At 53.8% G+C, this 26,060-nt stretch carries 25 protein-coding genes; 15 read left to right on the top strand and 10 right to left on the bottom strand.

Features of this window, described 5'->3' with window-relative positions:
• Positions 1-45: 45 nt before the first annotated feature.
• The 3 genes from cadB to hmpA form a co-directional block, all read right to left on the bottom strand.
• The gene (cadB, locus tag J4645_RS18075) at positions 46-1,377 is read right to left on the bottom strand and encodes a cadaverine/lysine antiporter (RefSeq protein WP_000100008.1); all 1,332 of its coding nucleotides are present in this window, start codon (positions 1,375-1,377) and stop codon (positions 46-48) included.
• 360 nt (positions 1,378-1,737) lie between these two features.
• Positions 1,738-3,282: a lysine decarboxylation/transport transcriptional activator CadC gene (gene cadC, locus J4645_RS18070; protein ID WP_001187142.1), complete on the bottom strand. Its 1,545-nt coding sequence runs from the start codon at positions 3,280-3,282 to the stop codon at positions 1,738-1,740.
• A 180-nt stretch (positions 3,283-3,462) separates the two neighbouring features.
• Positions 3,463-4,653, bottom strand: coding sequence for an NO-inducible flavohemoprotein (gene hmpA, locus J4645_RS18065; protein ID WP_000883147.1), 1,191 nt, complete (start codon positions 4,651-4,653; stop codon positions 3,463-3,465).
• Positions 4,654-4,977: 324 nt separating this feature from the next.
• Between hmpA and glyA the strand changes: the two genes are divergently transcribed.
• Both glyA and J4645_RS18055 read left to right on the top strand, forming a co-directional pair.
• On the top strand, positions 4,978-6,231 hold the full coding sequence (glyA, locus tag J4645_RS18060; RefSeq protein WP_000919178.1) for a serine hydroxymethyltransferase: 1,254 nt from the start codon (positions 4,978-4,980) through the stop codon (positions 6,229-6,231).
• 195 nt (positions 6,232-6,426) lie between these two features.
• Positions 6,427-7,566, top strand: coding sequence for a 3-phenylpropionate MFS transporter (locus J4645_RS18055; protein WP_001173729.1), 1,140 nt, complete (start codon positions 6,427-6,429; stop codon positions 7,564-7,566).
• On the opposite strand, the gene csiE is transcribed toward J4645_RS18055, so the two are convergent.
• Complete coding sequence (gene csiE, locus J4645_RS18050) at positions 7,561-8,838, bottom strand: stationary phase inducible protein CsiE (RefSeq protein WP_023214579.1); 1,278 nt, start codon at positions 8,836-8,838, stop codon at positions 7,561-7,563. The genes J4645_RS18055 and csiE overlap by 6 nt on opposite strands.
• 125 nt (positions 8,839-8,963) lie before the next feature.
• Between csiE and J4645_RS18045 the strand changes: the two genes are divergently transcribed.
• Positions 8,964-9,602, top strand: coding sequence for a DUF1007 family protein (locus tag J4645_RS18045; RefSeq protein ID WP_000843763.1), 639 nt, complete (start codon positions 8,964-8,966; stop codon positions 9,600-9,602).
• The gene (locus J4645_RS18040; RefSeq protein ID WP_000111031.1) at positions 9,593-10,579 is read left to right on the top strand and encodes a nickel/cobalt transporter; all 987 of its coding nucleotides are present in this window, start codon (positions 9,593-9,595) and stop codon (positions 10,577-10,579) included. Before J4645_RS18045 ends, J4645_RS18040 begins: the two co-directional genes overlap by 10 nt.
• Here the strand turns inward: J4645_RS18040 and asrC are convergent, their stop codons facing one another.
• The 5 genes from asrC to suhB form a co-directional block, all read right to left on the bottom strand.
• Positions 10,580-11,593, bottom strand: coding sequence for a sulfite reductase subunit C (gene asrC, locus J4645_RS18035; RefSeq protein WP_000020685.1), 1,014 nt, complete (start codon positions 11,591-11,593; stop codon positions 10,580-10,582).
• A gap of 10 nt (positions 11,594-11,603) precedes the next feature.
• Complete coding sequence (gene asrB, locus J4645_RS18030) at positions 11,604-12,422, bottom strand: anaerobic sulfite reductase subunit AsrB (RefSeq protein WP_000017587.1); 819 nt, start codon at positions 12,420-12,422, stop codon at positions 11,604-11,606.
• Positions 12,423-12,425: 3 nt separating this feature from the next.
• Positions 12,426-13,469, bottom strand: a complete 1,044-nt coding sequence (asrA, locus tag J4645_RS18025; RefSeq protein WP_000985214.1) for an anaerobic sulfite reductase subunit AsrA — start codon at positions 13,467-13,469, stop codon at positions 12,426-12,428.
• Between the two features lie 181 nt (positions 13,470-13,650).
• Positions 13,651-14,529 carry an alpha/beta hydrolase gene (locus tag J4645_RS18020; protein ID WP_000174950.1) on the bottom strand — a complete coding sequence of 293 codons (879 nt, stop codon included), beginning with the start codon at positions 14,527-14,529 and terminating at the stop codon, positions 13,651-13,653.
• 144 nt (positions 14,530-14,673) lie between these two features.
• Positions 14,674-15,477 (bottom strand): inositol-1-monophosphatase, encoded by an 804-nt coding sequence (suhB, locus tag J4645_RS18015; protein WP_000553473.1) that lies wholly within the window; start codon positions 15,475-15,477, stop codon positions 14,674-14,676.
• Positions 15,478-15,595: 118 nt separating this feature from the next.
• On the opposite strand from suhB, the gene trmJ reads away from it, so the two are divergent.
• From trmJ to sseB, 11 genes are all read left to right on the top strand, one after another.
• On the top strand, positions 15,596-16,327 hold the full coding sequence (gene trmJ, locus J4645_RS18010) for a tRNA (cytosine(32)/uridine(32)-2'-O)-methyltransferase TrmJ (protein WP_000940033.1): 732 nt from the start codon (positions 15,596-15,598) through the stop codon (positions 16,325-16,327).
• 159 nt (positions 16,328-16,486) lie between these two features.
• Positions 16,487-16,981 carry a Fe-S cluster assembly transcriptional regulator IscR gene (iscR, locus tag J4645_RS18005; protein ID WP_001241346.1) on the top strand — a complete coding sequence of 165 codons (495 nt, stop codon included), beginning with the start codon at positions 16,487-16,489 and terminating at the stop codon, positions 16,979-16,981.
• A 180-nt stretch (positions 16,982-17,161) separates the two neighbouring features.
• Complete coding sequence (gene iscS, locus J4645_RS18000; RefSeq protein WP_000775263.1) at positions 17,162-18,376, top strand: cysteine desulfurase; 1,215 nt, start codon at positions 17,162-17,164, stop codon at positions 18,374-18,376.
• 27 nt (positions 18,377-18,403) lie between these two features.
• Positions 18,404-18,790, top strand: a complete 387-nt coding sequence (iscU, locus tag J4645_RS17995; protein WP_000331704.1) for a Fe-S cluster assembly scaffold IscU — start codon at positions 18,404-18,406, stop codon at positions 18,788-18,790.
• A 28-nt stretch (positions 18,791-18,818) separates the two neighbouring features.
• Entirely contained in the window at positions 18,819-19,142 is a 324-nt protein-coding gene (gene iscA, locus J4645_RS17990) for an iron-sulfur cluster assembly protein IscA (protein ID WP_000028952.1), read from the top strand.
• 195 nt (positions 19,143-19,337) lie between these two features.
• Positions 19,338-19,853, top strand: coding sequence for a co-chaperone HscB (gene hscB / locus J4645_RS17985; RefSeq protein ID WP_000384398.1), 516 nt, complete (start codon positions 19,338-19,340; stop codon positions 19,851-19,853).
• A gap of 12 nt (positions 19,854-19,865) precedes the next feature.
• Positions 19,866-21,716 (top strand): Fe-S protein assembly chaperone HscA, encoded by a 1,851-nt coding sequence (hscA, locus tag J4645_RS17980; RefSeq protein WP_208208998.1) that lies wholly within the window; start codon positions 19,866-19,868, stop codon positions 21,714-21,716.
• A 1-nt stretch (position 21,717) separates the two neighbouring features.
• Complete coding sequence (gene fdx / locus J4645_RS17975) at positions 21,718-22,053, top strand: ISC system 2Fe-2S type ferredoxin (RefSeq protein ID WP_001124466.1); 336 nt, start codon at positions 21,718-21,720, stop codon at positions 22,051-22,053.
• 11 nt (positions 22,054-22,064) lie between these two features.
• Positions 22,065-22,265, top strand: coding sequence for a Fe-S cluster assembly protein IscX (gene iscX / locus J4645_RS17970; protein ID WP_000523621.1), 201 nt, complete (start codon positions 22,065-22,067; stop codon positions 22,263-22,265).
• Positions 22,266-22,318: 53 nt separating this feature from the next.
• Positions 22,319-23,602, top strand: coding sequence for an aminopeptidase PepB (pepB, locus tag J4645_RS17965; protein ID WP_000133546.1), 1,284 nt, complete (start codon positions 22,319-22,321; stop codon positions 23,600-23,602).
• Positions 23,603-23,711: 109 nt separating this feature from the next.
• On the top strand, positions 23,712-24,488 hold the full coding sequence (sseB, locus tag J4645_RS17960; RefSeq protein WP_001533245.1) for an enhanced serine sensitivity protein SseB: 777 nt from the start codon (positions 23,712-23,714) through the stop codon (positions 24,486-24,488).
• Between the two features lie 568 nt (positions 24,489-25,056).
• Here the strand turns inward: sseB and sseA are convergent.
• Positions 25,057-25,899, bottom strand: a complete 843-nt coding sequence (gene sseA / locus J4645_RS17955) for a 3-mercaptopyruvate sulfurtransferase (RefSeq protein WP_000205241.1) — start codon at positions 25,897-25,899, stop codon at positions 25,057-25,059.
• Positions 25,900-26,060: the final 161 nt, after the last annotated feature.

The following is a 26,060-nucleotide window of genomic DNA, read 5'->3' as shown; positions in this document are numbered from 1 at the left end:
CTATAGCAGGTGACGAAAGGGGCTTTGAGAAAAAGGAGTTAGCGGTTAAAGCGCTTCAGCCGTATTGTTGTCGCTGTCGTTGTTCTGGCGCTGGTGCATTTTGCGACCGTAGAACATCAGGATGATCAGACTGACGATAAAGGTGCCGGAGAGTTCGAAGGAGCTGGCGCCCATCAGTGCGATGAAGCAAAATGCGCAGCCCAGTACAGAACAAATCAGGCTTACCGAGTTACGGATGTTGAACCCTTCGAAGCGAATCAGGTCAACACAGGAGTAGAAGTACGGCAGCATGGTAAGCAGTACGGCAATCCCGGTCAGTTCGCCGAACAGGTCGGACGCTTTACCGCCGCTGGAGTTCATGATGGTGATCAGAATCATCAGCGCCGTCATTTTCACCGCAGCCAACAGCAGACCTTTTTTCGGAATACCGTTTTTATCCATTTCACCGTAAATTTTCGGGAAGTTGCCGTCGTTGGCGGCGCGAACCCCAGCCTGGCCGACCAGCATCATCCAGGAGCCCAGAGACGTCAGGCAGGCGAAAGCGGTAAAGGCGGAAACCAGCGGCGCAGCCCAGCCACCCAGAATCGTGGAGGTACTGATAGCGAACGGCGCGCCGGAAGAGGCCATAACGGAAGCTGGGAACATCCCGGCGATAACCTGAGTCGCAGCGATATAGATGATGCCTGCCAGCGCGGTACCCAGCATGGTTGCCAGAGGTACGGTGCGTTTCGGGTTTTTCACCATGCCGGTGCTGACGGCGGCAGACTCAACGCCAACGAACGCCCACAGGCAGAGCAGAATACTTTTAACAATGGCGTGAGAGTCGGTCGTCGTAGACGTGTTCCAGTTCGCGTGATAGGTCGCGATATCGAACCAATGCCAGCCGGCGACTGCGGTCAAGACTACCGGGATCAGCACCAGGAATAGGCCAATCGTTGTTAAGCGGCTGACCCAGGCCCCGCCCAGCATATTAATAAAGGTGAACAGCCAGACGATAGCAATACAGGCAATACCTGCCGGTATTGGATTATTTAATGCCGGGAAGAATGTAGAAAGATAAGAAACAGCGGTAATGCCGATGGCTAAGTTACCAATCCAGTTTGCGTGATAATAAAGAACACCGGTCTGGAAACCAAACGCCGGAGATATTTCCCCAGCATAAGCGATAGGGCCACCCTGTTGAGGGTTTTTGGTTGCCAGCCTCGCATAAACATAAGCCAGCGACATTGCCCCAATAATAGAAATTACCCAGCCCCAGATGGCAATGCCACCAATACTGGCAAGGTTGGCGGGTAATAATGCAATCCCGCTCCCCATCATATTACCGGCAACGACGCCAGTACAGGCAAATAGCCCGATCTTTTTGACAGAACTCATGTTCATTTCTCCTGAGCTGTATTTTTAAGAACCGGGCTTATGCTTCATATATGCTGCGTGCCCGTTCAACTGTCGACAAGATTAACGAATGGGTTGAGATAAGTCCTAAAGAAAAAGTGAAATAAACACAAACATGAAAAAACTGATAGATTGATTTTTTTGAATTAACATATAAATATCATGAAAAATATCATGAAAGGATAAACATCGTTTAATTACAAGGGGTTATATTTACATTTCTTTGCGATGAATATGTTGCCAAAATTAACATAAGCTATTTTTGGCAACATGTTTTTCACAAAATAAAAGCGAAAAATTTAATATCTTTTCGCTTTTATTTGTCATGGTTCAGCGTTAAATTTAATCTTCTGCCAGAAAACTATTCAGATAAGGGACAATTTTCTGAACGGATGTCTGAAATACGCCGTTCTCGATCCAGTACAGAGTGTTTTCACCTGGACGTAAATTAAAGGCGGTCAGATAGGCATCAGCGGCCAGACGATTCTCACCTTTCATTTCGTAAACTTTCCCCAACAGGACATAGTTAAACCACGACATTTCAAGCTCGATGCTTTTATTGATTTCCTCATACGCTGCATCGATATCACCTTTGCCTAACAGATCAACGGTCTTGATTTTATAATAAACAGACGTTTTCTCAACGCCCGGAATTTGATCTATTTTTTTAAACTCTTCGTTCAGCGCAGCCACTTGTTCTTTATCAAACGGCTGCTGTGATTGCCGTAATACATCTACCAGCACTTTATATTCATAGGCATAGTTGAAATCAGGCGTTTCCTTAATAATGCCATTCAGAATATCGCTGGCTTTACCTAGCGCCTGCGCATCGCCGCTCAGAATAAGCTGGCGCGCCTCATAAAAACGCATCAGCGCGGTATTTTGCGGCGTTCTGAACAGGGCCAGTTGTTCTCGCATACGATTAGGCCAGGGCTGTGTTAAAACGAAAGACAGGCTATTAAACAGATCATCCTGGATGGACAACTGGTTAGTATTGGTGACGAAATAACGCTTATCCAGCATGGTTGAACCATCGGCGTTATCAATGAGCACCACAGACATAAAGCACTGCTGCGCCCGATAGTGGCGCTGATTGACAAACTGAATGGTTAACGTCTTACCGGAGCTGCTTGGCTCATTGACCCGGTAATTAGTTTTATCGTGCACCATAAAGGTCGAGTAGGTGTTCAGCAGGTCGGTGATTAAGCCGCCCAGACCGATGGCGTAGGACTCCTGCGAGACCCAGTTATTACAGGAATTGCCGCCTTCAAAACGAACATCTATATCTCGTGGGTTAAGTAATAACCGCGTTTTTGTTACCGCGGCATTATGATCTACCACCGACATCACGATAAACACCACCAGCGTCGCCAGCGAGAGTAGGAACATTACCCACGTCCAGAAAGCGGCGATACGCGGCTTTTTCGCCTTTTTAGTCGGCGTTTGCAAAGAGGCGGGCGGCACAGGCGTAGCGGCAGTAGCCCCCTCTGCTGGTTCTGCATTCGTTGCTGCGATCGGCGGCGGCGGCGACGTTGATGAATTATCGATCTCATCGCTATTTTCTTCGCACCAGATAACCGGCGCCGTCAGCTTATAGCCGCGTTTAGGTACGGTAACAATGTATTCAGCATTGCTGTCTCCGCCATCTCTTAATGATTTGCGTAGTTCAGAAATGCTTTGGGTGACAACATGGTTGGTCACGATGGTGCGCATCCAGACATGATCAATAATGTTATCCCGGCTTAACACTTCATCCGGGTGATGCGCAAAATACATCAGAAGATCGATCAGCCGTGGTTCAAGAGTAATCTGGCGTCCCTGACGACTGATCTGATTAACAGAAGGTGTAACCAGCCACTCTCCAATGCGTACAACAGGTTGCTGCATAAAAAGATGCCCTAACGAGCTAAGTCAAACGTTAATAATAACACGATTTGCACAGACTTTTTTTATTCCCCTTTTTTGTAAAAGAAAGGCATAAAAAGCAGCGCAATAAGCAGGGGGCGGGAAGGAAAACGGGCGTTCGCCTTAACGATAACGCCCGTTTTTTCAGCGGATTTCTTGCAATTACAGCACTTTATGCGGGCCGAAGCATTCGTAATGAATGTTTTCGTTATTCACGCCAAGGGAAACCAGTTGTTTTGCGGCAAACTGCATAAAGCCTACCGGGCCGCAAAGATAGAACTGCATTGCCGGATCGCTGATTGCGGCTTCCAGTTTGCTTAAATCCATCAGCCCTTCGCTGTCAAAGACGCGTTGGGCGCGATCGGCCTCGGTCGGTTCGCGGTACCAGGTATGGGCAGTGAAACGTGGCAGTGTACGGCCCAGCTCGCTTACTTCGTCGGCAAACGCATGAACGTCGCCGTTCTCCGCCGCATGGAACCAGTTCACCTGCGCGGTATGCTGTTCTTTCGCCAGCGTATCGAGCATCGCCAACATCGGCGTCTGGCCGACGCCAGCGGAAATCAGCGAAACGGGGGTATCAGCGGCGACATTCATAAAGAAGTCACCTGCCGGCGCAGCCAGATGTACCACATCGCCCACGCTGGCGTGGTGGTGTAACCAGTTTGATACCTGGCCGCCGTCTTCACGCTTCACGGCAATACGGTACCCTTTGCCATCGGGTTTACGGGTCAGTGAATATTGGCGGATCTCCTGATGCGCAAAACCTTCCGGCTTCAGCCAGACACCCAGATACTGCCCGGGGCGGTATTCCGCCACCGTACCGCCGTCGACTGGTTCAAACTCAAAGCTGGTGATCAGTGCGCTACGCGGGGTTTTTGCAACGATGCGGAAGGGGCGCGTGCCTTCCCAGCCGCCGTCTTTGCTGGCGTTCTCGTGATAAATCTCGGCTTCCCGATGAATAAAGACGTTAGCCAGTACGCCATAGGCTTTTCCCCACGCGTCCAGCACCTCCTGGCCCGGGTTGAACATTTCGTCCAGCGTCGCCAGCAGATGCGTCCCGACGATGTTGTACTGCTCCGGCTTAATCTGGAAGCTGGTGTGCTTCTGCGCGATTTTTTCTACCGCCGGCAGCAACGCCGGTAAATTTTCGATATTGCTGGCGTAGGCCGCGATAGCATTAAACAGGGCTTCGCGCTGATCGCCGTTACGCTGGTTGCTCATATTGAAGATTTCTTTGAGCTCCGGATTATGCGTAAACATACGGTCGTAGAAGTGGGCGGTCAGTTTCGGTCCTGTTTCAACCAGCAGGGGAATGGTGGCCTTTACTGTAGCGATGGTTTGTGCGTCAAGCATACGTGCTTCCTTTATGTGAAAATCTAATGATGTATATCAAATGCATCTTATAAAAATACCCTTGCATTGTAAATGGATCTTCTCTGCCTTACTTTATGGAGGTAACAACGTGAAAAATCTGCATCACAAAGCTGAAAAGAAATCCGTTGAAATTCGTCAGGCTCTCGTTCAGGAAACCCTTATCTGACGCATAGGTAATCGTTTGCGTAAAAACCTTTGTCAAGACCTGTTATCGAAGAATGATTCGGTTATACTGTTGGCCGAAGTCCCACGGACTGCCTTTTCAGGCACAAATTTTATTGTTAGCTGAGTCAGGAGATGCGGATGTTAAAGCGTGAAATGAACATTGCCGATTATGATGCCGAATTGTGGCAGGCTATGGAGCAGGAAAAAGTACGTCAGGAAGAGCACATCGAACTGATCGCCTCCGAAAACTACACCAGCCCGCGCGTGATGCAGGCGCAGGGGTCTCAGCTGACCAACAAATACGCTGAAGGTTATCCGGGCAAGCGCTACTACGGCGGTTGCGAATACGTTGATGTCGTAGAGCAGCTGGCTATCGACCGCGCGAAAGAACTGTTCGGCGCTGACTACGCTAACGTGCAGCCGCACTCCGGTTCTCAGGCTAACTTCGCTGTTTACACCGCGCTGCTGCAGCCGGGCGATACCGTTCTGGGTATGAACCTGGCGCAGGGTGGTCACCTGACTCACGGCTCCCCGGTTAACTTCTCCGGTAAACTGTACAACATCGTACCTTACGGTATCGATGAGTCCGGTAAAATTGACTATGACGAGATGGCGAAGCTGGCCAAAGAGCACAAGCCGAAGATGATTATCGGTGGCTTCTCTGCCTACTCCGGCGTGGTTGACTGGGCAAAAATGCGTGAAATCGCTGACAGCATCGGCGCATACCTGTTTGTCGACATGGCGCACGTGGCGGGCCTGATTGCCGCAGGCGTTTACCCGAACCCGGTTCCCCATGCGCATGTGGTCACCACCACCACCCACAAAACCCTGGCGGGTCCGCGCGGCGGCCTGATCCTGGCGAAGGGCGGCGATGAAGAGCTGTATAAAAAACTGAACTCCGCCGTCTTCCCAAGCGCGCAGGGCGGCCCGCTGATGCACGTGATCGCGGGTAAAGCGGTAGCACTGAAAGAAGCGATGGAGCCGGAGTTCAAAGTTTACCAGCAGCAGGTGGCGAAAAACGCCAAAGCGATGGTAGAAGTGTTCCTGAACCGCGGCTACAAAGTGGTGTCTGGCGGCACTGAGAACCACCTGTTCCTGCTGGACCTGGTGGATAAAAACCTGACCGGTAAAGAAGCTGACGCCGCGCTGGGCCGTGCTAACATCACCGTGAACAAAAACAGCGTGCCGAACGATCCGAAGAGCCCGTTCGTGACCTCCGGTATCCGTATCGGTTCCCCGGCGGTTACTCGTCGCGGCTTCAAAGAAGCGGAAGTGAAAGAGCTGGCTGGCTGGATGTGCGACGTGCTGGACAACATCAATGATGAAGCCACCATTGAACGCGTGAAAGCGAAAGTACTGGATATCTGCGCCCGCTTCCCGGTTTACGCGTAAGCGCTTATGTTGTGAAAATGGCCCGATGGCGCTGCGTCTGTCGGGCATTACTTATGCGCCATAACGTGACGCCGCCGGAAGTCATTATCCGGCGGCGTTGCCGTTTGAACTTCTCCCTCCGCTTGTTAATCTTATGTTACCCTTGCCAGCGCAACCGTTTACCGCCAGACTATCGCCTCCAAACGGGAGGGAATCATGGCATTGCATTCCACGCGCTGGCTGGCGCTCAGTTATTTCACCTACTTCTTTAGTTACGGTATTTTTCTGCCCTTCTGGAGCGTCTGGCTCAAAGGTCTTGGGCTAACGCCGGAAACCATCGGTCTTCTGCTGGGCGTGGGTCTGGTCGCGCGTTTTCTCGGTAGTCTGCTCATTGCGCCTCGCGTAAGCGATCCTTCGCGGTTGATCTCCGCGCTGCGCGTACTGGCATTGCTGACGCTGGTATTTGCGCTGGCATTTTGGGCAGGAACGCATGTCGCGTGGCTAATGGTGGTGATGGTTGGGTTTAACCTCTTCTTTTCACCACTGGTGCCGCTGACCGATGCGCTGGCCAATACCTGGCAAAAGCAAATTACCCTGGACTATGGTCGGGTGCGGCTGTGGGGGTCCATCGCCTTCGTGATAGGGTCGGCGCTGACCGGTAAGCTGGTGAGTTTATACGATTACCAGGCGATTCTGGCGCTACTGACGCTCGGCGTCGCCTCGATGTTGCTGGGTATGTTGTTACGTCCCAGCGTGCCGCCGCAAGGGGAAAGCCGTCAGCAGGAGAGCGCAGGCTGGCCCGCCTGGCGTACGCTGGTGGCACAAAGTTGGCGTTTTCTGGCCTGCGTCTGTTTGCTGCAAGGGGCGCACGCCGCCTACTATGGTTTTAGCGCCATCTACTGGCAGGGGGCTGGCTATTCAGCATCGGCGGTCGGCTATTTATGGTCGTTGGGCGTGGTGGCGGAAGTGATCATTTTCGCCCTGAGTAAAAAGCTATTCCGCCGGTTTAGCGCCCGCGACTTGCTATTGCTTTCTGCTGTGTGCGGGGTGGTACGCTGGGGGCTGATGGGCTGGAGTACGGCGCTGCCGTGGCTGATTGTGATACAAATCCTGCACTGTGGCACGTTTACCGTTTGCCATCTGGCCGCCATGCGTTATATCGCTGCGCGTCAGGGAAGCGAGGTGATTCGTTTGCAGGCCGTCTATTCCGCTGTGGCGATGGGCGGCAGCATCGCGATTATGACAGTATTTGCCGGTTTTCTGTATCAACATCTGGGCGGCGGCGTATTCTGGATTATGGCGCTGGTGGCATTGCCCGCTATCTTTCTTCGGCCCAAAGTGGTTGCCGCGTCATGATTCCAGGATCTTGCGGATCTGCTGCTGTTGGTGCTCTGTGAGGGCGCGATCCGCATGAATTAACGGCGGTGAGAAGAGCGGTAGCGGCGTGGCGTAAGGGGTAACAATCAGCGCTACGCCGCGCGGGCATCCCTCTTTTTGAAACGCCTGGAGCGATATCCGTCTGATATTCAGCGGCAATAGGGTCAGTTCACGCAGTTGCTGCTCAATATGCGTCTCCAGCGCATCATTTTTATCCGCTAACAATACGATCTGTCTCTCATGCAAATCGTTATCCTGCATCAGCCAGGCGCCGAAAATCACTGCCACCAGCCCCGTCTCTTCCTCGGAAAAGTGGACACCATATTCGGCTTCAAACCCGGCGAGCGCCTCACGTGTGGTGCGAACCAGACGCGGATAAAGACGGTTAAACTCTTCCGGAAGCGTATTATCGATGCCAATCGTGAATAAACTTCGGTTCAGCGCCTGGGCGAGATGGACATACAGCTGATCGTTAAGCCCTTGTTCGTCGCTGAAGCGTACGTTCCCTTTTTCTTGAAAGCGCAGCACCAGCCGCGCCACCTCCAGTCGCAGTTGCTGCGCCCGTTGATGCGTGTCGCGAATCGGGTCGGGGAGGCGAATCATTGAAAACAGTAACGCCATAAACAGCGCTTCATTGAGCGGTGCGGCCTGCATCACGTGGCGCTGCCAGTGACGACCAATTTCCTGGGCGAGTGGATATTCCGCGCACGACTGCGCCCAAATCTGCTGTACAGGGTTGAATTCCGGGGTGATGCCAGCATGGTGTTGTAGCAGACAATACTGTAAAAAGAGACGCAGGAACTGCACGTCGCGATGTTCAAATGGTTTTTGCAACCGGCGGGCGCACAGATTGATGAGCGCGTGCAGATTAATATCGTCATACAGCGGACGCGCGATACCGCGCTGCTTTAGCGCGTTTTTTAAGGCCGGGGTAAACTGTTGCGTGACGAAGGTCGGGCATAAACGCAGGCCGCGCCTGAGCCAGTGTAAAAGGCAAAGGCGCTGATCGAGTGCTGTACCTTCGATCCGATAGCAACCGTTCTGGCATGTTGTGATGGCAAGGCGATGATAGCGCTGGATCTCCAGGCTTGTCTCAGTGATATCCTCACGGGCAGTATCATCATCAACGCCATTAAGCGCGCTGAAGATTTCCACCGTGGCAATTGGCTCCGGCTGGAAAAGCGTCAGCAATACCTGACAGCGGCGCTGGGGAGCGGAAAGTACAGATGGTGGGGCAATTGTCGGCATCATCTGTCAGGTCTCCCGTTAGTTTGTCTGGTAAGGATAGCTAAAGTTTGCGTGTGAAAAATGTGATAAGCGTGCTTTTAGGTCAGGAATGCTGAGGAGCGTCACAGAATTTTTATCGCGAGGAACAGATGAAGTCAGTGAAACGCAGCGCCTTAACACTATTTCTTGCCGTTTTATCTTTCGTGGCGGCGGCGCATCCGCACAGCTTCATCCGTCTGCAAACGCAGGTGGTCAGTGAAAATGAGCAATTTGTGGCGTTAAAAATGCGCTGGACAATGGACGCGCTGACATCCGCAGATCTGCTGTATGACGCCGGAAACGCGGCTCCGGGGTCAGAAATATGGAAAAAGTTGGCGGCGGAAGTGATGGCTAACGTACTTGGGCAGCACTACTTTACAGAAGTGTGGCGCAATGGCGCGAAAGTGAAGTTTAAAAACAGGCCGACAGAATACGGTATGACGCGTGACGTGCATCAGGCGGTATTGACCTTTACGCTACCGCTGGCTGAACCGCAGCCGTTAAGCGGACAGACTTATACCTTTTCAACGTTTGATCCCTCTTATTATGTCGATATGCATTATGACCAGGACAGCGATATCACGATGCCGGAACCGCTGCGCGAAAAGTGTCGGATTCAGGTTTATACTCCTGCGCCCGGCGAAGAGACGCTACGTTTCGCCCAGTCGCTGGATAAAGAGGACGCGCCGCCGGAGGATATGGATTTAGGTAAACAGTTTGCCCAAACGGTGACCTTGCAATGTCAGTAATTTTTTCTCAACGCACTCCGGGGTGGCGCTGGCTCTCGCTGTGGCCATTGGCGTTATTCCTGCTGCTGATGCTGGTTGGCGGTCTGTGGATATGGCAGGCCTGGCCGCAGGTGATGTTGAAAAGCGCTCTTTGGCAGCGGGACGTAAATCAGCAGTTGAGCGCGCTGCTTAACGCGGTGTCGACGCATCCTGAGCGGGCGGGCAGATCGTTGCTTCTGCTGAGTTTTATGTATGGCGTGCTTCATGCGCTGGGGCCGGGACACGGCAAAGTGGTGATCGCGACATGGCTGGCGACGCATCCTTCGAAGCTGAAATCGAGTATCGTGTTAACCCTCGCCGCCGCGTTATTACAGGGGTTCGTGGCTATCGGGTTGGTGGTGGGCGTGCTGACCGTATTGCAACTTCCGGCCAGGCAGCTCCATCTGAGCGGCTTCTGGCTGGAAAAGGGGAGCTATGCGTTAGTTGGCGGCCTGGGCATCTTGCTGTGCTGGCGGGCCATAAAAAGGTTACGCGCGCTGCTACGTAAACCTGTCTTTATCGCTTTTACGCCGCGCCATGTTCACCATGAAAAATGCGGCTGCGGACATCAGCATTTACCGACGCAGGAACAATTGCATAGCGGCGATGACTGGCGCGCGCGACTCATGATCGTACTGTCTATGGGGATGCGGCCCTGTTCCGGCGCGATAATGGTGCTGTTATTCAGTAAAGTGATTGGCGTTTTTAGCTGGGGAATGGCGTCGGTACTGGCGATGGCGGCGGGAACCTCGCTAACGATTACCTCGCTGGCGCTGCTGGTACACACTTTTCGTGCTCTGGCGGTGAAGCTCAGTGGAAACAAAGCGCCGGCGTTATGGCGGCAGGTAGGCTGGTCAACGCTGGCGCTGGCCGGAGGGGTCATACTGCTTGTCGCGGCGCTGGTCATGTGGTTTAGCGTGCCGCAGCCTGTGGGCGGGCTGCGGCCATGGCGTGGTTGATTAGTGCCCGGCGGGTTTGAGATGCATCCGCGCGACGGATTCGTCTTCGGCCCAGTAAATGCGTTCGGCGACCATCGCTTCCGGATTGAGCTGAACGCCGCGCAGTACCCGTTCTTTAAAACGCAGGTAGCCGCCTTTGTCGATCAGATGGCCCATATGGAGATAGATCGGTTTTCCGCCGAGCATCTCTTTTTCAAATTCATACAGGTTAACGATCACCTGCTTTATCACATCTTCAGTCACCCAGTTGAGGAAGAGCTTGCCGACGCGCGGCGTCTTTTTACTGGTGCGTCCGCCCAGACGGACTTGCCAGAGCTGATCCGGCTTACGTTGCCAGGCCAGCGTCGGACAGGCCAGCACGCACTCGCCGCAGCCGATACAGGCGGACTCTTCTTTGACCGCTTTGCCGTTCTTCAGCGCCAGGCAGCCTACCGCGTGGTGACTACAGGCCTTCACGCAGGCGCCGCAACCGATACAGCGATCGGCAGTGAAGCGCATTTTCGCCACGCCAATAATCCCCAGATCGGCCATTGACGCCTTCGCGCAGTCATTCGGGCAGCCGACGATGACCGTTTTGAGATGATAAGGGCTGGGATAGACCAGTTTTTCAAGACGACGGGACAGACCGGTCGTGTCAGTGTTGGCTTTCTGGCAAATGCGGTTCCCCTGACAGGCGACAATATTTCGCCCGCCAATAGCGAGATAGCCCGCTTTGGTATCCTCAACCTGGACGTCGCACAGTTCTATTTCAATCTCGCGAAGAAACGGCTCCAGCGCGGCGTTCACGTTGTCGATATCTTCGTAACGGATACCCGGCATCGCCAGCTTCTGGCGGGTAGTGAGGTGAATTTGTCCGTTGCCCCAGGTTTCGGCGATGTCACGCGCCACCGTTAGCAAATGCGCGGGCAAAATACCGCCGGGAATGCGGACGCTGATCATGGCTTCGCCGCGCACTTTTGACAGGCGATATTCGTTTTTCGCACGGGCTTTAATGATATCAATATCAATGCTCATGATGTTCTCCTTAATCGGCAAAACGTTGCGCGACGGCGTAGTTAAATATCGGGCCGTCGGTGCAGACATACACTTCGCCCATACGGCAGTGGCCGCACTTCCCGACGGAGCAGGCCATCCGGCGTTCGTAGTCCACCCAGATTTGCTCCGGCTTGAGCCCTTTTTGCAGCAGCATTTTTACGGTAAAGGTAATCATTATTGGCGGCCCAACGACGATGGCCTGCATGGTGTCGATATCGCTAAGCGTCATGTCGGCAAGCCGATCGGTCACCCGACCAATCTGGTAACGGTCATCAGCCTCGCCTTCATCCAGCGTGAGCACCAGATTATGTTTGCCGCGCCACGTTGCCATTTCTTCTTTGTACAGCACGCAATCGCGATTTTTATAGCCGAGAATCATATCCAGTTGACCAATTTCCTGCGGATTCTCAACGAAATAGCGCATTAAGCCTTTCACCGGCGCGACGCCCGTGCCGCCTGCGACAACCAGTAAGGGTTTATGGCGCAGCGTATCGACCGGATAGCCATTGCCATAGCAGCCGCGTAGCCACACGTTGTCGCCTTCTTTCAGCGTAAAGAGGGCGCTGGTCACTTTTCCGACATTACGAATCAGCAGATCTATCCAGCCGTCGCCGTAGTCGGAAACGGAGATGGGCGCTTCGCCGACGCGCGGCAGCGACACCTCAACAAATTGCCCCCAGTGCGCGGGAAAATCGACGGCCACGCGGAAATTCCACTCCAGCGGCGTGTGGCGAGTAATACTGAGGATGCGGTACGCCGCAGGCAGCAAACTGTGCTGCGGTTTATCATGACAGGAACAATGTGACATGCGTTATGCCTCCTCTGCCAGCGCCTGCCGAACGGCAGCAGTCATTTTATTGATAATCAAAGAAAATTTGATGTATTGTGGGCAGCGATCGTCGCAGCGGCCGCAGCCGACGCACATATGTTCAATGCCGTTGCGCGCTTTGTAGTCATTGACCTTATGCAGGGCGCGGTAGCGCAGACGCTCGCCGGGTTTTTCGCGAAAACCATGACCGCCGGCCATGTCGCTAAAGCCTGGCACCATGCAGCTTGCCCACTGGCGGCGGCGTTCGCCGCGCTGCGGATTTTCATCATAGGCGACGTCAAAGACGCTATAGCAGGTACAGGTTGGGCACCCGGTAGTGCAGCGGCCACAACTGATGCAGCGGCTGTCGTAAGCGTCCCATAGCGGATGGCGGGTGAGAATGTCGCGAATTTTTTGCGGATCGCGGCAAACGCTGTCCGGCGTGACGACGGTTTCCCGGTTTTCGCTGACGAAAGAGGGGGTATAGTCAGCCTCCTGCCCCAGCCCTTGTATCGCCGCCTCGATAAAGGGATCGCGGATGCTGACAAGCGCGCCTTCATCGCTAAAACGCATAGCGGCGCTATAACAGTCAGTTTTATTAGTACCCATTGAGACGCAGAAACAATTTTCGAAGCTTTCTTCACACTCAATAAGGACGAAACGAATATGCTCCCGTAGCAGTTGATAACTGTAATCGGAATTATTCCCATTTGATAAATACATATAATCCAGCCGCGACATGGCGTTAATGTCGCAGGCGCGGGCAAAGACGATTATCGGGGAGGTGTCTGTCTCGGCAATTTGAATGGTGTCTTTATCGAAATAAAAGAGCGTTTCGGTGATAGGGGCAATAATGGTATTCGGCGACATGTGCGATTTCTCGTGCCAGATGAGATCGCGCCAGCCGCTAATTCGTTGATAAATAATGTTGTCAGTGTCGGAAAAACGTCCGCCGCGAAACTCTGCGGACGGGGCAAACACGCGCCATTTTTTGTTTAATCGCTGGATAAGCAAACTAAACTCGTCAGGCGTAATTTTGATAGCCATCACATACTCCACAGTAATATTCAGGAAAAACAAATGAAAATAAATTGTTATAAAAATCAGTTGAATATTACTGTTACGCTAGCGCTAATCCACCGCCTTCGCTAACGGGAAAAAATGGTTTTTACTATCGGTATAATAAATATATTCTTAGTCATAAAATATGCATATATACAGCGTCGCGCTATTTAGCGGATAGCGCGGTCTGAATAAAATTAATCATTGCATCGCGGTAAAGGTTTTCATAACGCCCGGAAAGAGCATCAATGTGATCGCCGCCAGGAATGAAGATTTTTTGTTTGGGCTCTTGGGCGAGGGCATACAATTTCTCACTGTCCTGCCAGGGAATAACATGGTCTGCCGTGCCATGAAGAATCAATACCGGAATGGGGCTGACGCTGGCGATATTGCGATCCGCGCTATAGCGGTCATCAAGCAAATAGCCGCTGCCCGGGATCATCTGGTTGGCGATGGAGGAATAGGATAAAAACGTTGAGTCGAGGATAATCGCACGTATGCCCGCCTGGTCGGCGTAGCGCATATTTGCGCAGCCTACGCAGTGGCCTACGGCGGCCAGTACATTATTGCCGCCCAGGCTCTGCCCCAGCAGTACCAGGCGCTCGGGATTAACGTCGTCGCGATGCCGCACATAATCTATCGCGCTTTTCGTATCGTCCTGTAACCCCTCTTGTGATGGGGTGCCCTCAGATTCGCCAAAACCACGGTAATCAAACATAAACAGGTTTACGTTGCGTTCTGGCAGCCAACTGACTAACGGCCAGTGCGCCGACATATTTCCGGCGTTGCCATGGACATGAATCACCGTCGCGACGGCGTTTTCCGGCCTGCCGAAAGCAGTGGGAATAAACCAGCCGTGCAGATGCGTGCCATCTTTGGCGGTAAAGGTAATGGATTCAGCTTCGGCAGGGGTTGGCCCATAGACTTTATTGTCCGGGTAATAAAAGGCATTGATCGCTACGCGGGGTAGCAGGTAAATACAGACCACAATGATAAACAGAATAAAAAGGGATTTGACGATGCGTCGGGTATGTTGAAGGGTCATGTTCGCTTCCTTGCCGCTTTATGCCAATAGCGGAGCAGGGAGCGATCGTACAAAAACATGCAGGCAAGTAAAGCGATGAGGCTGTGTTTAGGAAAAACGCCTGAAAAGGCACGGCGGATGAGTGGCCCCATCCGCCGAAGAGACTTAGCGCTTCAGCGCATCGCTCAGTTCGTCGCGCATATTCGCCAGCATGGCTTTAACGACGCGCGGATTCCCCGCCACGATATTACCGGTCATCATGTAGTTATGACCGCCGGTGAAATCGCTGACGATACCGCCCGCTTCACGAACCAGCAGTTCACCCGCGGCGAAATCCCATGGACGAAGGCCAATTTCAAAGAAACCATCGACACGACCTGCAGCCACATAGGCCAGATCCAGCGCGGCGGAACCGGTGCGGCGGAAATCGGCGCATTCGGTGAACAGCTTGCCGATAATATTAATGTAGGTGGTCGCGTATTGTTTGGCTTTGAACGGGAAGCCGGTAGCGAGGATAGTGCCGTCCAGATCGCGAGCGGTACTGCCGCGCAGACGGTAGCCGTTCAGTTGCGCGCCCTGACCGCGGGTGGCGGTGAACAGTTCGTTACGCATCGGATCGTAAACGACAGCCACTTCAGTACGGCCTTTAATGCGTACAGCAATGGAAACAGAGAAGTGTGGCAGACGTTTGATGAAGTTGGTGGTGCCATCCAGCGGATCGATAACCCATTGAACATCCTGATCTGTGCCAACGTGCTCACCGCTTTCTTCGGTGATAATAGTGTGTTGCGGGTAAGATTTGCGAATGGTGTCGATAATTACCGCTTCAGCGGCCTTATCCACATTGGTCACAAAATCGTTACTGCCTTTTTGGCTCGCTTCTACAGCGTCCGGAGTTTCATAGTTTTTGGCAATTACATTACCCGCCTTGCGCGCTGCGCGCACGGCGATGGTCAGCATCGGATGCATCGGTCTCTCTCACTGGATGTTAAAGAACGGGAAAACGGCGCAGAGTATAGCAGCGAGATCGGAATCTGTCTTGGTTTTATGGTAAGATGTCAGAATAATCTTTAGCTGAAGAAAGACAATGCTGCAAAACATTCGAATTGTGCTGGTGGAAACCTCCCACACCGGCAATATGGGCTCTGTGGCTCGCGCTATGAAAACCATGGGCTTAACTAACCTGTGGCTGGTAAACCCGCTGGTGAAACCGGACTCCCAGGCCATCGCCCTGGCGGCAGGCGCCAGCGATGTGATCGGTAATGCGCAGATCGTCGATACGCTGGATGAAGCGTTGGCTGGCTGTAGCCTGGTGGTCGGCACCAGCGCCCGTTCCCGCACTCTGCCGTGGCCGATGCTTGATCCGCGCGAGTGCGGCTTAAAAAGCGTGGCGGAAGCGGCAAATACGCCGGTTGCGCTGGTTTTTGGTCGTGAGCGTGTCGGGCTGACTAACGATGAGTTGCAAAAATGCCATTATCACGTCGCGATTGCCGCTAACCCGGAGTACAGCTCGTTGAATCTGGCGATGGCGGTACAGGTCATCGCATATGAAGTCCGTATGGCCTGGCTGGCGACGCAGGAAAACGGCGACGCGGCAGATCATGAAGAGACGCCGTATCCGCTGGTGGACGATCTTGAACGTTTCTACGGCCATCTGGAGCAGACGTTGCTCTCCACTGGCTTTATTCGCGAAAGCCATCCGGGGCAGGTGATGAATAAATTGCGCCGTCTGTTTACCCGCGCCCGCCCGGAAAGCCAGGAGTTGAATATTCTGCGTGGGATTCTGGCGTCTATTGAGCAGCAGAATAAAGGCAAGTAACCGCGTCAATACCGCACGGAACGCTAAATACCTGACTAATTTACTCAAGTAAATAGTTGACCAAATTACTCGGGAATGTCAGACTTGTCCCTGCTATGCAATACCCCCATTTTACAATAAAAAACCCCGGGCAGGGGCGAGTTTGAGGTTAAGTAAGACATGAGACTGACATCTAAAGGGCGTTATGCCGTGACCGCAATGTTAGACGTTGCGCTCAACTCCGAAGCGGGCCCGGTACCGTTGGCTGATATTTCTGAACGTCAGGGGATTTCCCTTTCTTATCTGGAACAGCTATTTTCCCGTTTACGTAAAAACGGTCTGGTTTCCAGCGTACGCGGGCCGGGCGGCGGCTATCTGCTGGGTAAAGATGCTGGCAGTATCGCGGTCGGCGAAGTGATCAGCGCGGTTGATGAATCCGTTGACGCGACCCGTTGCCAGGGCAAAGGCGGCTGCCAGGGCGGCGATAAATGCCTGACCCATGCGCTGTGGCGTGATTTAAGCGATCGCCTGACCGGTTTTCTCAACAATATTACCTTAGGCGAGCTGGTGAATAACCAGGAAGTTCTGGATGTGTCTGGTCGCCAGCACACGCATGACGCGCCGCGCGCCAGTGGTCGTGCGCAGGACGCTATCGACGTTAAATTACGTGCTTAATTAAAATATTACGCCATCTCTTCTGGCGGCCTCATGCGGTGAATGCCGCGGTCGTCTGAAGGATGAAGCGTAAAAAAGAATTCAGAATCAGGCCGGGACGCGGACGTCCCGTCAACACGGTCGTACATCCAGCCGGTTGCCTGATTCCTTGCATTGAGTGATGTACGGAGTTTAAGAGCAATGAAATTACCGATTTATCTCGACTACTCCGCAACCACGCCGGTGGACCCGCGTGTTGCCGAGAAAATGATGCAGTTTCTGACCCTGGACGGAACCTTTGGGAACCCGGCGTCTCGTTCACACCGTTTCGGCTGGCAGGCTGAAGAAGCCGTCGATATCGCCCGCAACCAGATTGCTGAACTGGTCGGCGCCGACCCGCGTGAAATCGTCTTTACCTCAGGGGCGACGGAGTCTGATAACCTGGCGATTAAAGGCGCTGCCAACTTTTATCAGAAAAAAGGCAAGCACATCATCACCAGCAAGACCGAGCACAAAGCGGTGCTGGACACCTGCCGTCAGCTTGAGCGCGAAGGGTTTGAAGTGACCTACCTGGCGCCGCAGCGCAACGGCATCATCGATCTCAACGAGCTCGAAGCAGCGATGCGTGACGACACCATTCTGGTTTCCATCATGCACGTGAACAACGAAATCGGCGTGGTGCAGGATATCGCAACCATCGGCGAAATGTGCCGCGCGCGCGGTATCATCTACCACGTTGATGCCACCCAGAGCGTGGGCAAACTGCCTATCGACCTGAGCCAACTGAAAGTGGATCTGATGTCCTTCTCCGGTCATAAAATTTATGGTCCGAAAGGCATTGGCGCGCTGTATGTGCGTCGTAAGCCGCGTATTCGCATTGAAGCGCAGATGCATGGCGGCGGGCACGAGCGCGGTATGCGCTCTGGTACTCTGCCTGTTCACCAGATCGTCGGCATGGGCGAAGCTTACCGTATCGCGAAAGAAGAGATGGAGACCGAAATGGCCCGTCTGCGCGGTCTGCGTAACCGTCTGTGGAACGGCATCAAAGATATTGAAGAAGTTTACCTGAACGGCGACCTTGAGCAGGGCGCGCCAAACATTCTCAACGTGAGCTTTAACTACGTTGAAGGCGAGTCGCTGATCATGGCGCTGAAAGACCTGGCGGTCTCTTCCGGTTCCGCCTGCACCTCCGCCAGTCTGGAACCGTCCTACGTGCTGCGCGCGTTGGGCATGAATGACGAGCTGGCGCATAGCTCTATCCGTTTCTCTTTAGGTCGTTTTACCACTGAAGAAGAGATCGACTACACCATTGATCTGGTTCGTAAATCCATTGGCCGTCTGCGTGACCTTTCTCCACTGTGGGAAATGTACAAGCAGGGTGTGGATCTGAACAGCATCGAATGGGCACATCATTAATCGGTATCGGAATCAGGAGAATTTATAATGGCTTACAGCGAAAAAGTAATCGATCACTATGAGAACCCGCGTAACGTAGGGTCGTTTGACAACAACGACGATAACGTGGGAAGCGGCATGGTTGGCGCGCCGGCCTGCGGCGACGTCATGAAGTTGCAGATTAAAGTTAACGATGAAGGTATCATTGAAGACGCGCGCTTCAAGACTTATGGCTGCGGTTCCGCTATCGCCTCCAGTTCTCTGGTAACGGAGTGGGTGAAAGGGAAATCCCTGGACGAAGCGCAGGCGATTAAAAACACCGACATTGCAGACGAACTGGAACTGCCGCCGGTGAAAATTCACTGCTCTATTCTGGCGGAAGACGCGATTAAAGCCGCTATTGCGGATTACAAAAGCAAACGCGAAGCGAAATAAAATAGAACGTTAACATTGAGGTTTTGTTATGTCGATTACACTTAGCGACAGTGCAGCAGCGCGAGTTAATACCTTCCTGGCCAACCGTGGTAAAGGGTTTGGTCTGCGTCTGGGCGTGAGAACCTCCGGCTGCTCAGGTATGGCTTATGTACTGGAATTTGTTGACGAGCCAACGGCGGAAGACACCGTGTTTGAAGACAAAGGCGTTAAGGTAGTGGTTGACGGCAAGAGCCTGCAATTTCTGGACGGTACACAGCTGGACTTCGTAAAAGAAGGTCTGAATGAAGGGTTTAAATTCTCCAACCCGAATGTGAAAGATGAGTGTGGTTGCGGCGAAAGCTTCCACGTATAACCGTGTTCCGCTGTTATACCGAGCATTCGTGCTGCAGAAAAGCGGCAAGCGAGTGAATCCCCAGGCGCTTATTTGAGTAAGTGACTGGGGGAACCCGCGCAGACAACGCATCTGCGGCGCGAAGTAAGAAGGTATAACCCCACCGTGGTCGCCTGCGTGTGGGGTTTGTTCTGACAGGCTATCCCTGAGAATGTTATGGATTACTTCACCCTCTTTGGCTTACCAGCCCGTTATCAGATTGACACCCAGGCGCTGAGCCTTCGTTTTCAGGATCTGCAACGCCAGTATCACCCTGACAAATTTGCCAACGGCACTCAGGCGCAGCAGCTTGCCGCCGTCCAGCAATCCGCCACGATCAACCAGGCCTGGCAAACGCTGCGTCACCCTTTGACGCGCGCGGAGTATCTGCTTTCCTTACACGGGTTCGATCTGGCCAGCGAGCAACATACGGTACGCGACACCGCGTTTCTGATGGAACAACTCACGCTTCGCGAAGAGCTGGACGATATCGAACAATCAAAAGACGACGTGCGGCTGGAAAGCTTCATCAAACGCGTACAAAAGATGTTTGATGCTCGTCTTCAGCAAATGGTGGAACAGTTGGACAACGCCGCGTGGGACGCGGCGGCGGATACGGTGCGCAAACTGCGGTTTCTCGATAAACTGCGAAGCAGCGCAGAACAACTCGAAGAAAAGCTGCTCGATTTTTAACTGGAATCTAACATGGCCTTATTACAAATTAGTGAGCCTGGTCTGAGCGCCGCGCCGCATCAGCGTCGTCTGGCGGCGGGCATCGACTTAGGCACTACCAACTCTCTGGTTGCGACGGTTCGCAGCGGCCAGGCGGAAACTCTGCCTGATCACGAAGGGCGCCACCTGTTGCCTTCAGTGGTTCACTATCAGCAGCAGGGCCATACGGTCGGTTACGCTGCGCGCGACAATGCCGCGCAGGATACGGCCAACACTATCAGCTCTGTGAAACGCATGATGGGACGCTCGCTGGCGGATATCCAGGCGCGCTATCCGCATCTGCCTTACCGGTTTAAGGCAAGCGTTAATGGGCTGCCGATGATTGACACGGCGGCTGGATTGCTCAATCCGGTACGCGTATCGGCTGATATTCTCAAAGCGCTGGCCGCGCGGGCTAGCGAATCGCTCTCCGGCGAGCTGGATGGTGTGGTGATTACCGTTCCCGCCTATTTCGATGATGCCCAACGTCAGGGAACGAAAGACGCCGCGCGGCTGGCAGGCCTGCATGTGTTGCGCCTGCTCAACGAACCGACAGCGGCGGCGATTGCCTACGGTCTGGACTCAGGCAAAGAAGGCGTTATTGCTGTTTACGATCTCGGCGGCGGTACCTTCGATATCTCTATTTTACGCCTGAGCCGCGGGGTGTTTGAAGTGCTGGCGACGGGCGGTGATTCTGCGCTCGGCGGCGACGACTTTGACCATCTGCTGGCGGACTATATTCGTGAGCAGGCGGGAATTGCCGATCGTAGCGACAATCGCGTTCAGCGCGAACTGCTGGATGCCGCGATTGCGGCGAAAATCGCCTTAAGCGATGCCGATACCGTTCGCGTTAACGTTGCGGGCTGGCAGGGGGAAATCACTCGCGAGCAGTTTAACGATCTCATTTCCGCGCTGGTTAAGCGCACGCTATTGGCCTGCCGTCGTGCATTGAAAGATGCCGGCGTTGATCCCCAGGACGTTCTGGAAGTGGTCATGGTCGGCGGTTCGACCCGTGTACCGCTGGTGCGTGAGCGAGTAGGCGAATTTTTTGGCCGCACGCCGTTAACCGCTATCGACCCGGATAAAGTGGTCGCTATCGGCGCAGCGATTCAGGCCGATATTCTGGTCGGCAACAAGCCGGACAGCGAAATGCTGCTGTTGGACGTGATTCCACTCTCTCTTGGGCTGGAAACGATGGGCGGCCTGGTGGAAAAAGTCATTCCGCGCAACACCACTATCCCGGTGGCGCGCGCGCAGGATTTCACCACCTTCAAAGACGGTCAGACCGCGATGTCTATCCATGTGATGCAGGGCGAACGCGAACTGGTGCAGGACTGCCGCTCGCTGGCGCGTTTTGCGCTGCGCGGGATTCCGCCGCTGCCGGCGGGCGGGGCGCATATTCGCGTGACCTTCCAGGTAGACGCTGATGGCCTGTTGAGCGTCACCGCAATGGAAAAATCCACCGGCGTCGAGGCCTCCATTCAGGTCAAACCTTCCTATGGCCTGACCGATGGCGAAATCGCCTCGATGATCAAGGATTCCATGAGTTTTGCCGAGCAGGACGTGAAAGCGCGTATGCTGGCGGAGCAAAAAGTCGAAGCCGCGCGCGTGCTGGAAAGTTTGACCGGCGCGCTAACTGCCGACGCCGCGCTGTTAAGCGCCGCAGAACGTCAATGCATTGATGATGCCGCCGCACATTTAAGCGCGGTCGCACAAGGCGATGATGTTGACGCCATAGAACAAGCCATTAAAAACGTAGATAAACAAACCCAGGAATTTGCCGCTCGCCGCATGAACCAGTCGGTTCGTCGCGCGTTGAAAGGCCATTCCGTAGACGAGGTTTAACATGCCGAAGATTGTTATTCTGCCTCATCAGGATCTTTGTCCGGATGGCGCAGTTCTGGAAGCTGAGACCGGTGAAACCATTCTTGACGTTGCGCTGCGCAACGGCATCGAGATTGAACACGCCTGTGAGAAATCGTGCGCCTGCACCACCTGTCACTGTATTGTACGTGAAGGCTTCGACTCCTTGCCGGAAAGTTCGGAAGAAGAAGACGATATGCTGGATAAAGCGTGGGGGCTGGAGCCGGAAAGTCGACTGAGCTGCCAGGCCCGCGTTACCGACGACGATCTGGTTATCGAAATTCCACGTTACACAATCAACCATGCGCGTGAGCATTAACAGAGGGTAGTATGGGACTCAAGTGGACCGATAGCCGCGAGATCGGCGAAGCGTTATACGACGCATATCCTGATGTCGATCCTAAAACCGTTCGTTTCACCGATCTGCATCAGTGGATCTGCGAACTGGACGATTTTGACGACGACCCTAACGCATCCAATGAAAAAATTCTGGAGGCGATTCTGCTAGTCTGGTTGGATGAAGCAGAGTAAGTCAAATAACGGGCTGCCCTACGGCGGCCCGTTTGCTAATAAGGAAAATAACAATGACAGAAGCCATGAAAATTACGCTTTCCACGCAGCCTGCCGATGCGCGCTGGGGCGATAAAGCCACTTACAGTATTAATAACGACGGTATTACCTTGCATCTTAACGGTAAAGACGATCTGGGGTTGATCCAGCGTGCGGCGCGTAAAATCGACGGCCTGGGAATAAAACAGGTCGCGCTGACAGGCGAAGGATGGGATACCGAGCGTTGTTGGGCATTCTGGGCGGGTTACAAAGGACCAAAAGGCGTCCGTACCGTAATGTGGCCGGATTTAGACGATGCCCAACGTCAGGAGCTGGATAACCGCCTGACTATTATTGACTGGGTGCGCGACACCATTAATGCTCCGGCGGAAGAGCTTGGGCCGGAGCAACTGGCGCAGCGCTCGGTGGATCTGCTGTGCAGCGTCGCGTGCGATAGCGTCACTTACCGTATCACCAAAGGCGAAGATCTGCGCGAGCAGAACTATATGGGGTTGCATACCGTAGGCCGTGGTTCTGAGCGTCCGCCGGTACTGCTGGCGCTGGATTACAACCCGACGGGAGACAAAGATGCGCCGGTTTATGCCTGCCTGGTCGGTAAAGGTATCACCTTTGACTCCGGCGGCTACAGTATCAAACAAAGCGCTTTTATGGACTCAATGAAATCCGATATGGGCGGCGCGGCGACAGTAACGGGCGCGCTGGCATTCGCCATTACCCGTGGGCTGAATAAACGCGTAAAACTGTTCCTGTGCTGCGCCGATAATCTGATCAGCGGCAATGCGTTTAAACTGGGCGACATTATTCGCTACCGTAATGGTAAGAATGTCGAAGTCATGAATACCGATGCGGAAGGGCGACTGGTGCTGGCGGATGGCCTAATTGACGCCAGCGCGCAACACCCGCAGCTAATCATTGATATGGCGACGTTAACCGGCGCGGCGAAAACGGCGCTGGGTAACGACTACCATGCGCTATTCAGTTTTGACGATACGCTGGCGGGGCGCTTGCTGACCAGCGCGGCGCAAGAGAATGAACCGTTCTGGCGTCTGCCGCTGGCGGAGTTCCACCGTAACCAGCTGCCATCTAACTTTGCGGAACTGAACAACACAGGCAGCGCGGCGTATCCCGCTGGGGCAAGCACCGCCGCGGGTTTTCTGTCGCACTTTGTTGAAAATTACCGCGAAGGCTGGCTGCACATTGACTGTTCCGCCACTTATCGCAAAGCGCCGGTTGAGCAGTGGGCTGCCGGGGCAACCGGTCTGGGTGTGCGCACCATCGCGAATTTGCTGACCGCCTGAACGGTGTTTTTGTAGGCCGGGTAAGCGAGGCGCCACCCGGCATTTTGCCTGATGGCGACGCCGTGCGTCTTATCAGGCCTACAACCCATATACATAATTTGTGATTCCTATGTCCGAAACTAAAAATGAATTAGAAATCTTGCTGGAGAAAGCGGCGACTGAGCCCGCGCATCGTCCGGCATTTTTCCGTACCTTACTGGAGTCCACCGTCTGGGTGCCGGGCAGCGCTGCCGAAGGCGAGGCGATTGTGGAAGACAGCGCTCTGGATTTGCAGCACTGGGAAAAAGAAGACGGTACGACCGTCATTCCCTTCTTTACTTCTTTGGAGGCGCTGCAGCAGGCCGTGGAAGACGAACAGGCGTTTGTGGTGATGCCGGCGCGCACGCTGTTTGAAATGACGCTTGGCGAAACGTTATTCCTCAACGCTAAATTGCCGACCGGCAAAGAGTTTATGCCGCGTGAAATCAGCCTGCTTCTCGCTGAGGAAGGCAGTCCATTAAGTACGCAGGAAGTACTGGAAGGCGGCGAGTCGCTTATTTTATCCGAAGTGGCCGAGCCGCCGTCGCAGATGATTGATTCCCTCACTACGCTGTTTAAAACCATCAAACCGGTGAAACGCGCGTTTCTCTGCGCGATTAAAGAACATGCGGACGCCCAACCCAATCTACTGATTGGCATTGAGGCTGACGGCGAAATTGAAGAGATCATTCATGCGGCGGGCAATGTGGCGACCGACACGTTACCGGGTGACGAACCGATCGATATTTGTCAGGTGAGGAAGGGCGAGCAGGGTATCAGCCACTTTATCACCGAGCATATCGCGCCGTTTTACGAGCGCCGCTGGGGCGGGTTCCTGCGCGATTTTAAACAGAACCGCATCATCTGAAGAAAAGAAAGCCGCCCAACAGGGCGGCCTCCTGGCTTACCTGCTCTGGACGTTGAGCGTTACGGGAACAGAATTACCGGGGTAGCTTCTGTCTGCGTGAAGACACAACGTGCCAGAAACAAGAAGCACGACACAAAAGTATCGTACCTTCATGTTGCGGTCCTTGCGAAGACCGCATCACGGCAGCACCGCTGGCGATAATGCCGTGATAGCAGGCACTGTGGTGTGCCTGTGCTTACGGCCATGGAACATCCTCTCCTGAAGCCAGCGCCCGTTTGCGAGACGGCGGAGGGGGCCGGGAAAGATAATACCTCAAATGCTGAATAGTTTCGTCGTGAATTAACTTGACTTTGCTGTCCTTAAAAGGGAGTATTTACCTACTGTGGTGTGCCTGCGTTGCTATGGCAACAAAGCCTGCTGGAAAGGCCGCGAACCGGACCAGCACAAAAAAACCGCTCAATTGAGCGGTTTTTTTGTGGCCTGCTTAAACAGAATTTATGTAGATTCGTTTTAAATCAGCCTGAACGGTAGGCCGGATAAGCGTGAGCGCCATCCGGCATGGCAGATATTAAGCGGGTTCAACCGGTAAATCGGTACGCGCGCCCCATTCGCTCCATGCGCCGTCGTAAAGCGTGACGTCAGGCACATCCAGCGTGGCGAGCGCCAGCACCACGACCGCGGCCGTCACGCCGGAACCGCAACTGGCGATAATCGGTCTGTCGAAACTCACGCCGTGGCTGAAAAAAACCTCATTCAGTTCGTCAGTGGTCTTTAATTCGCCCTCATACACCAGTTCCGTCCACGGGACGTTTAGCGCGCCAGGAATGTGTCCGCGCCTCAGTCCCGGACGCGGTTCATCAGCCTGAGCGTTAAAACGCGCCGCCGGACGCGCGTCAACGATTTGCGCGGTTTTTTCATGACTTGCCAGCAATACGTCGGTGAGACGCACCACGGCTTGCGGCGCGAATTTCGCCTCAAACTCGCCTCCTTCATGCGCCTCCTCGCCTTCGCGCAATAGCCATTCGTCACGCTGCCAGCCCGCCAGTCCGCCCGCCAGAATGGACACTTTCTCGGCACCGAACGTGCGTAGCATCCACCATGCCCGCGGAGCGGAGAACAGATTGCCTTCATCGTATATGACCAGGTGTTTATCCTGGCGAACACCCAGTTCACGCATGGCCACCGCAAACGCTTCCGGGCGCGGCATCATATGCGGCAGCGGCGATGCGCGATCGGAAAGCGCTTCAATATCAAAAAACAGCGCGCCGGGAATATGTCCGGCGCGATATTCGCCCGCCATATCACGATGTTCCTGTCCTGGCGGCGCCATACGGGCGTCAAGAATCTGTATTTCCGGATCATCAATATGTTCGGCAAGCCAGTCGGCGGCGACAAAAAAGGCGGTGGTCATGGGCATCTCCATTGTTACCTGATTATGATCAAATTGTCGGACGTTTCCCGAAAAGGGACAAGTAGAAGAGGCTGTTTTGGCTGGCGAAACCACATTTCTGCGTAAAATTTTCGCATCATCACAGTAATACGGACTTACACAATAAAATTTCTCGCGCATAA

Source organism: Salmonella sp. 32082101201600294FB01SM01, from assembly GCF_017572865.1.
GTDB classification, from domain to species: Bacteria; Pseudomonadota; Gammaproteobacteria; order Enterobacterales; family Enterobacteriaceae; genus Salmonella; species Salmonella enterica.
Note: the sequence above shows the minus strand (reverse complement) of the source record. Positions and strands in the feature narration are given on the sequence as shown.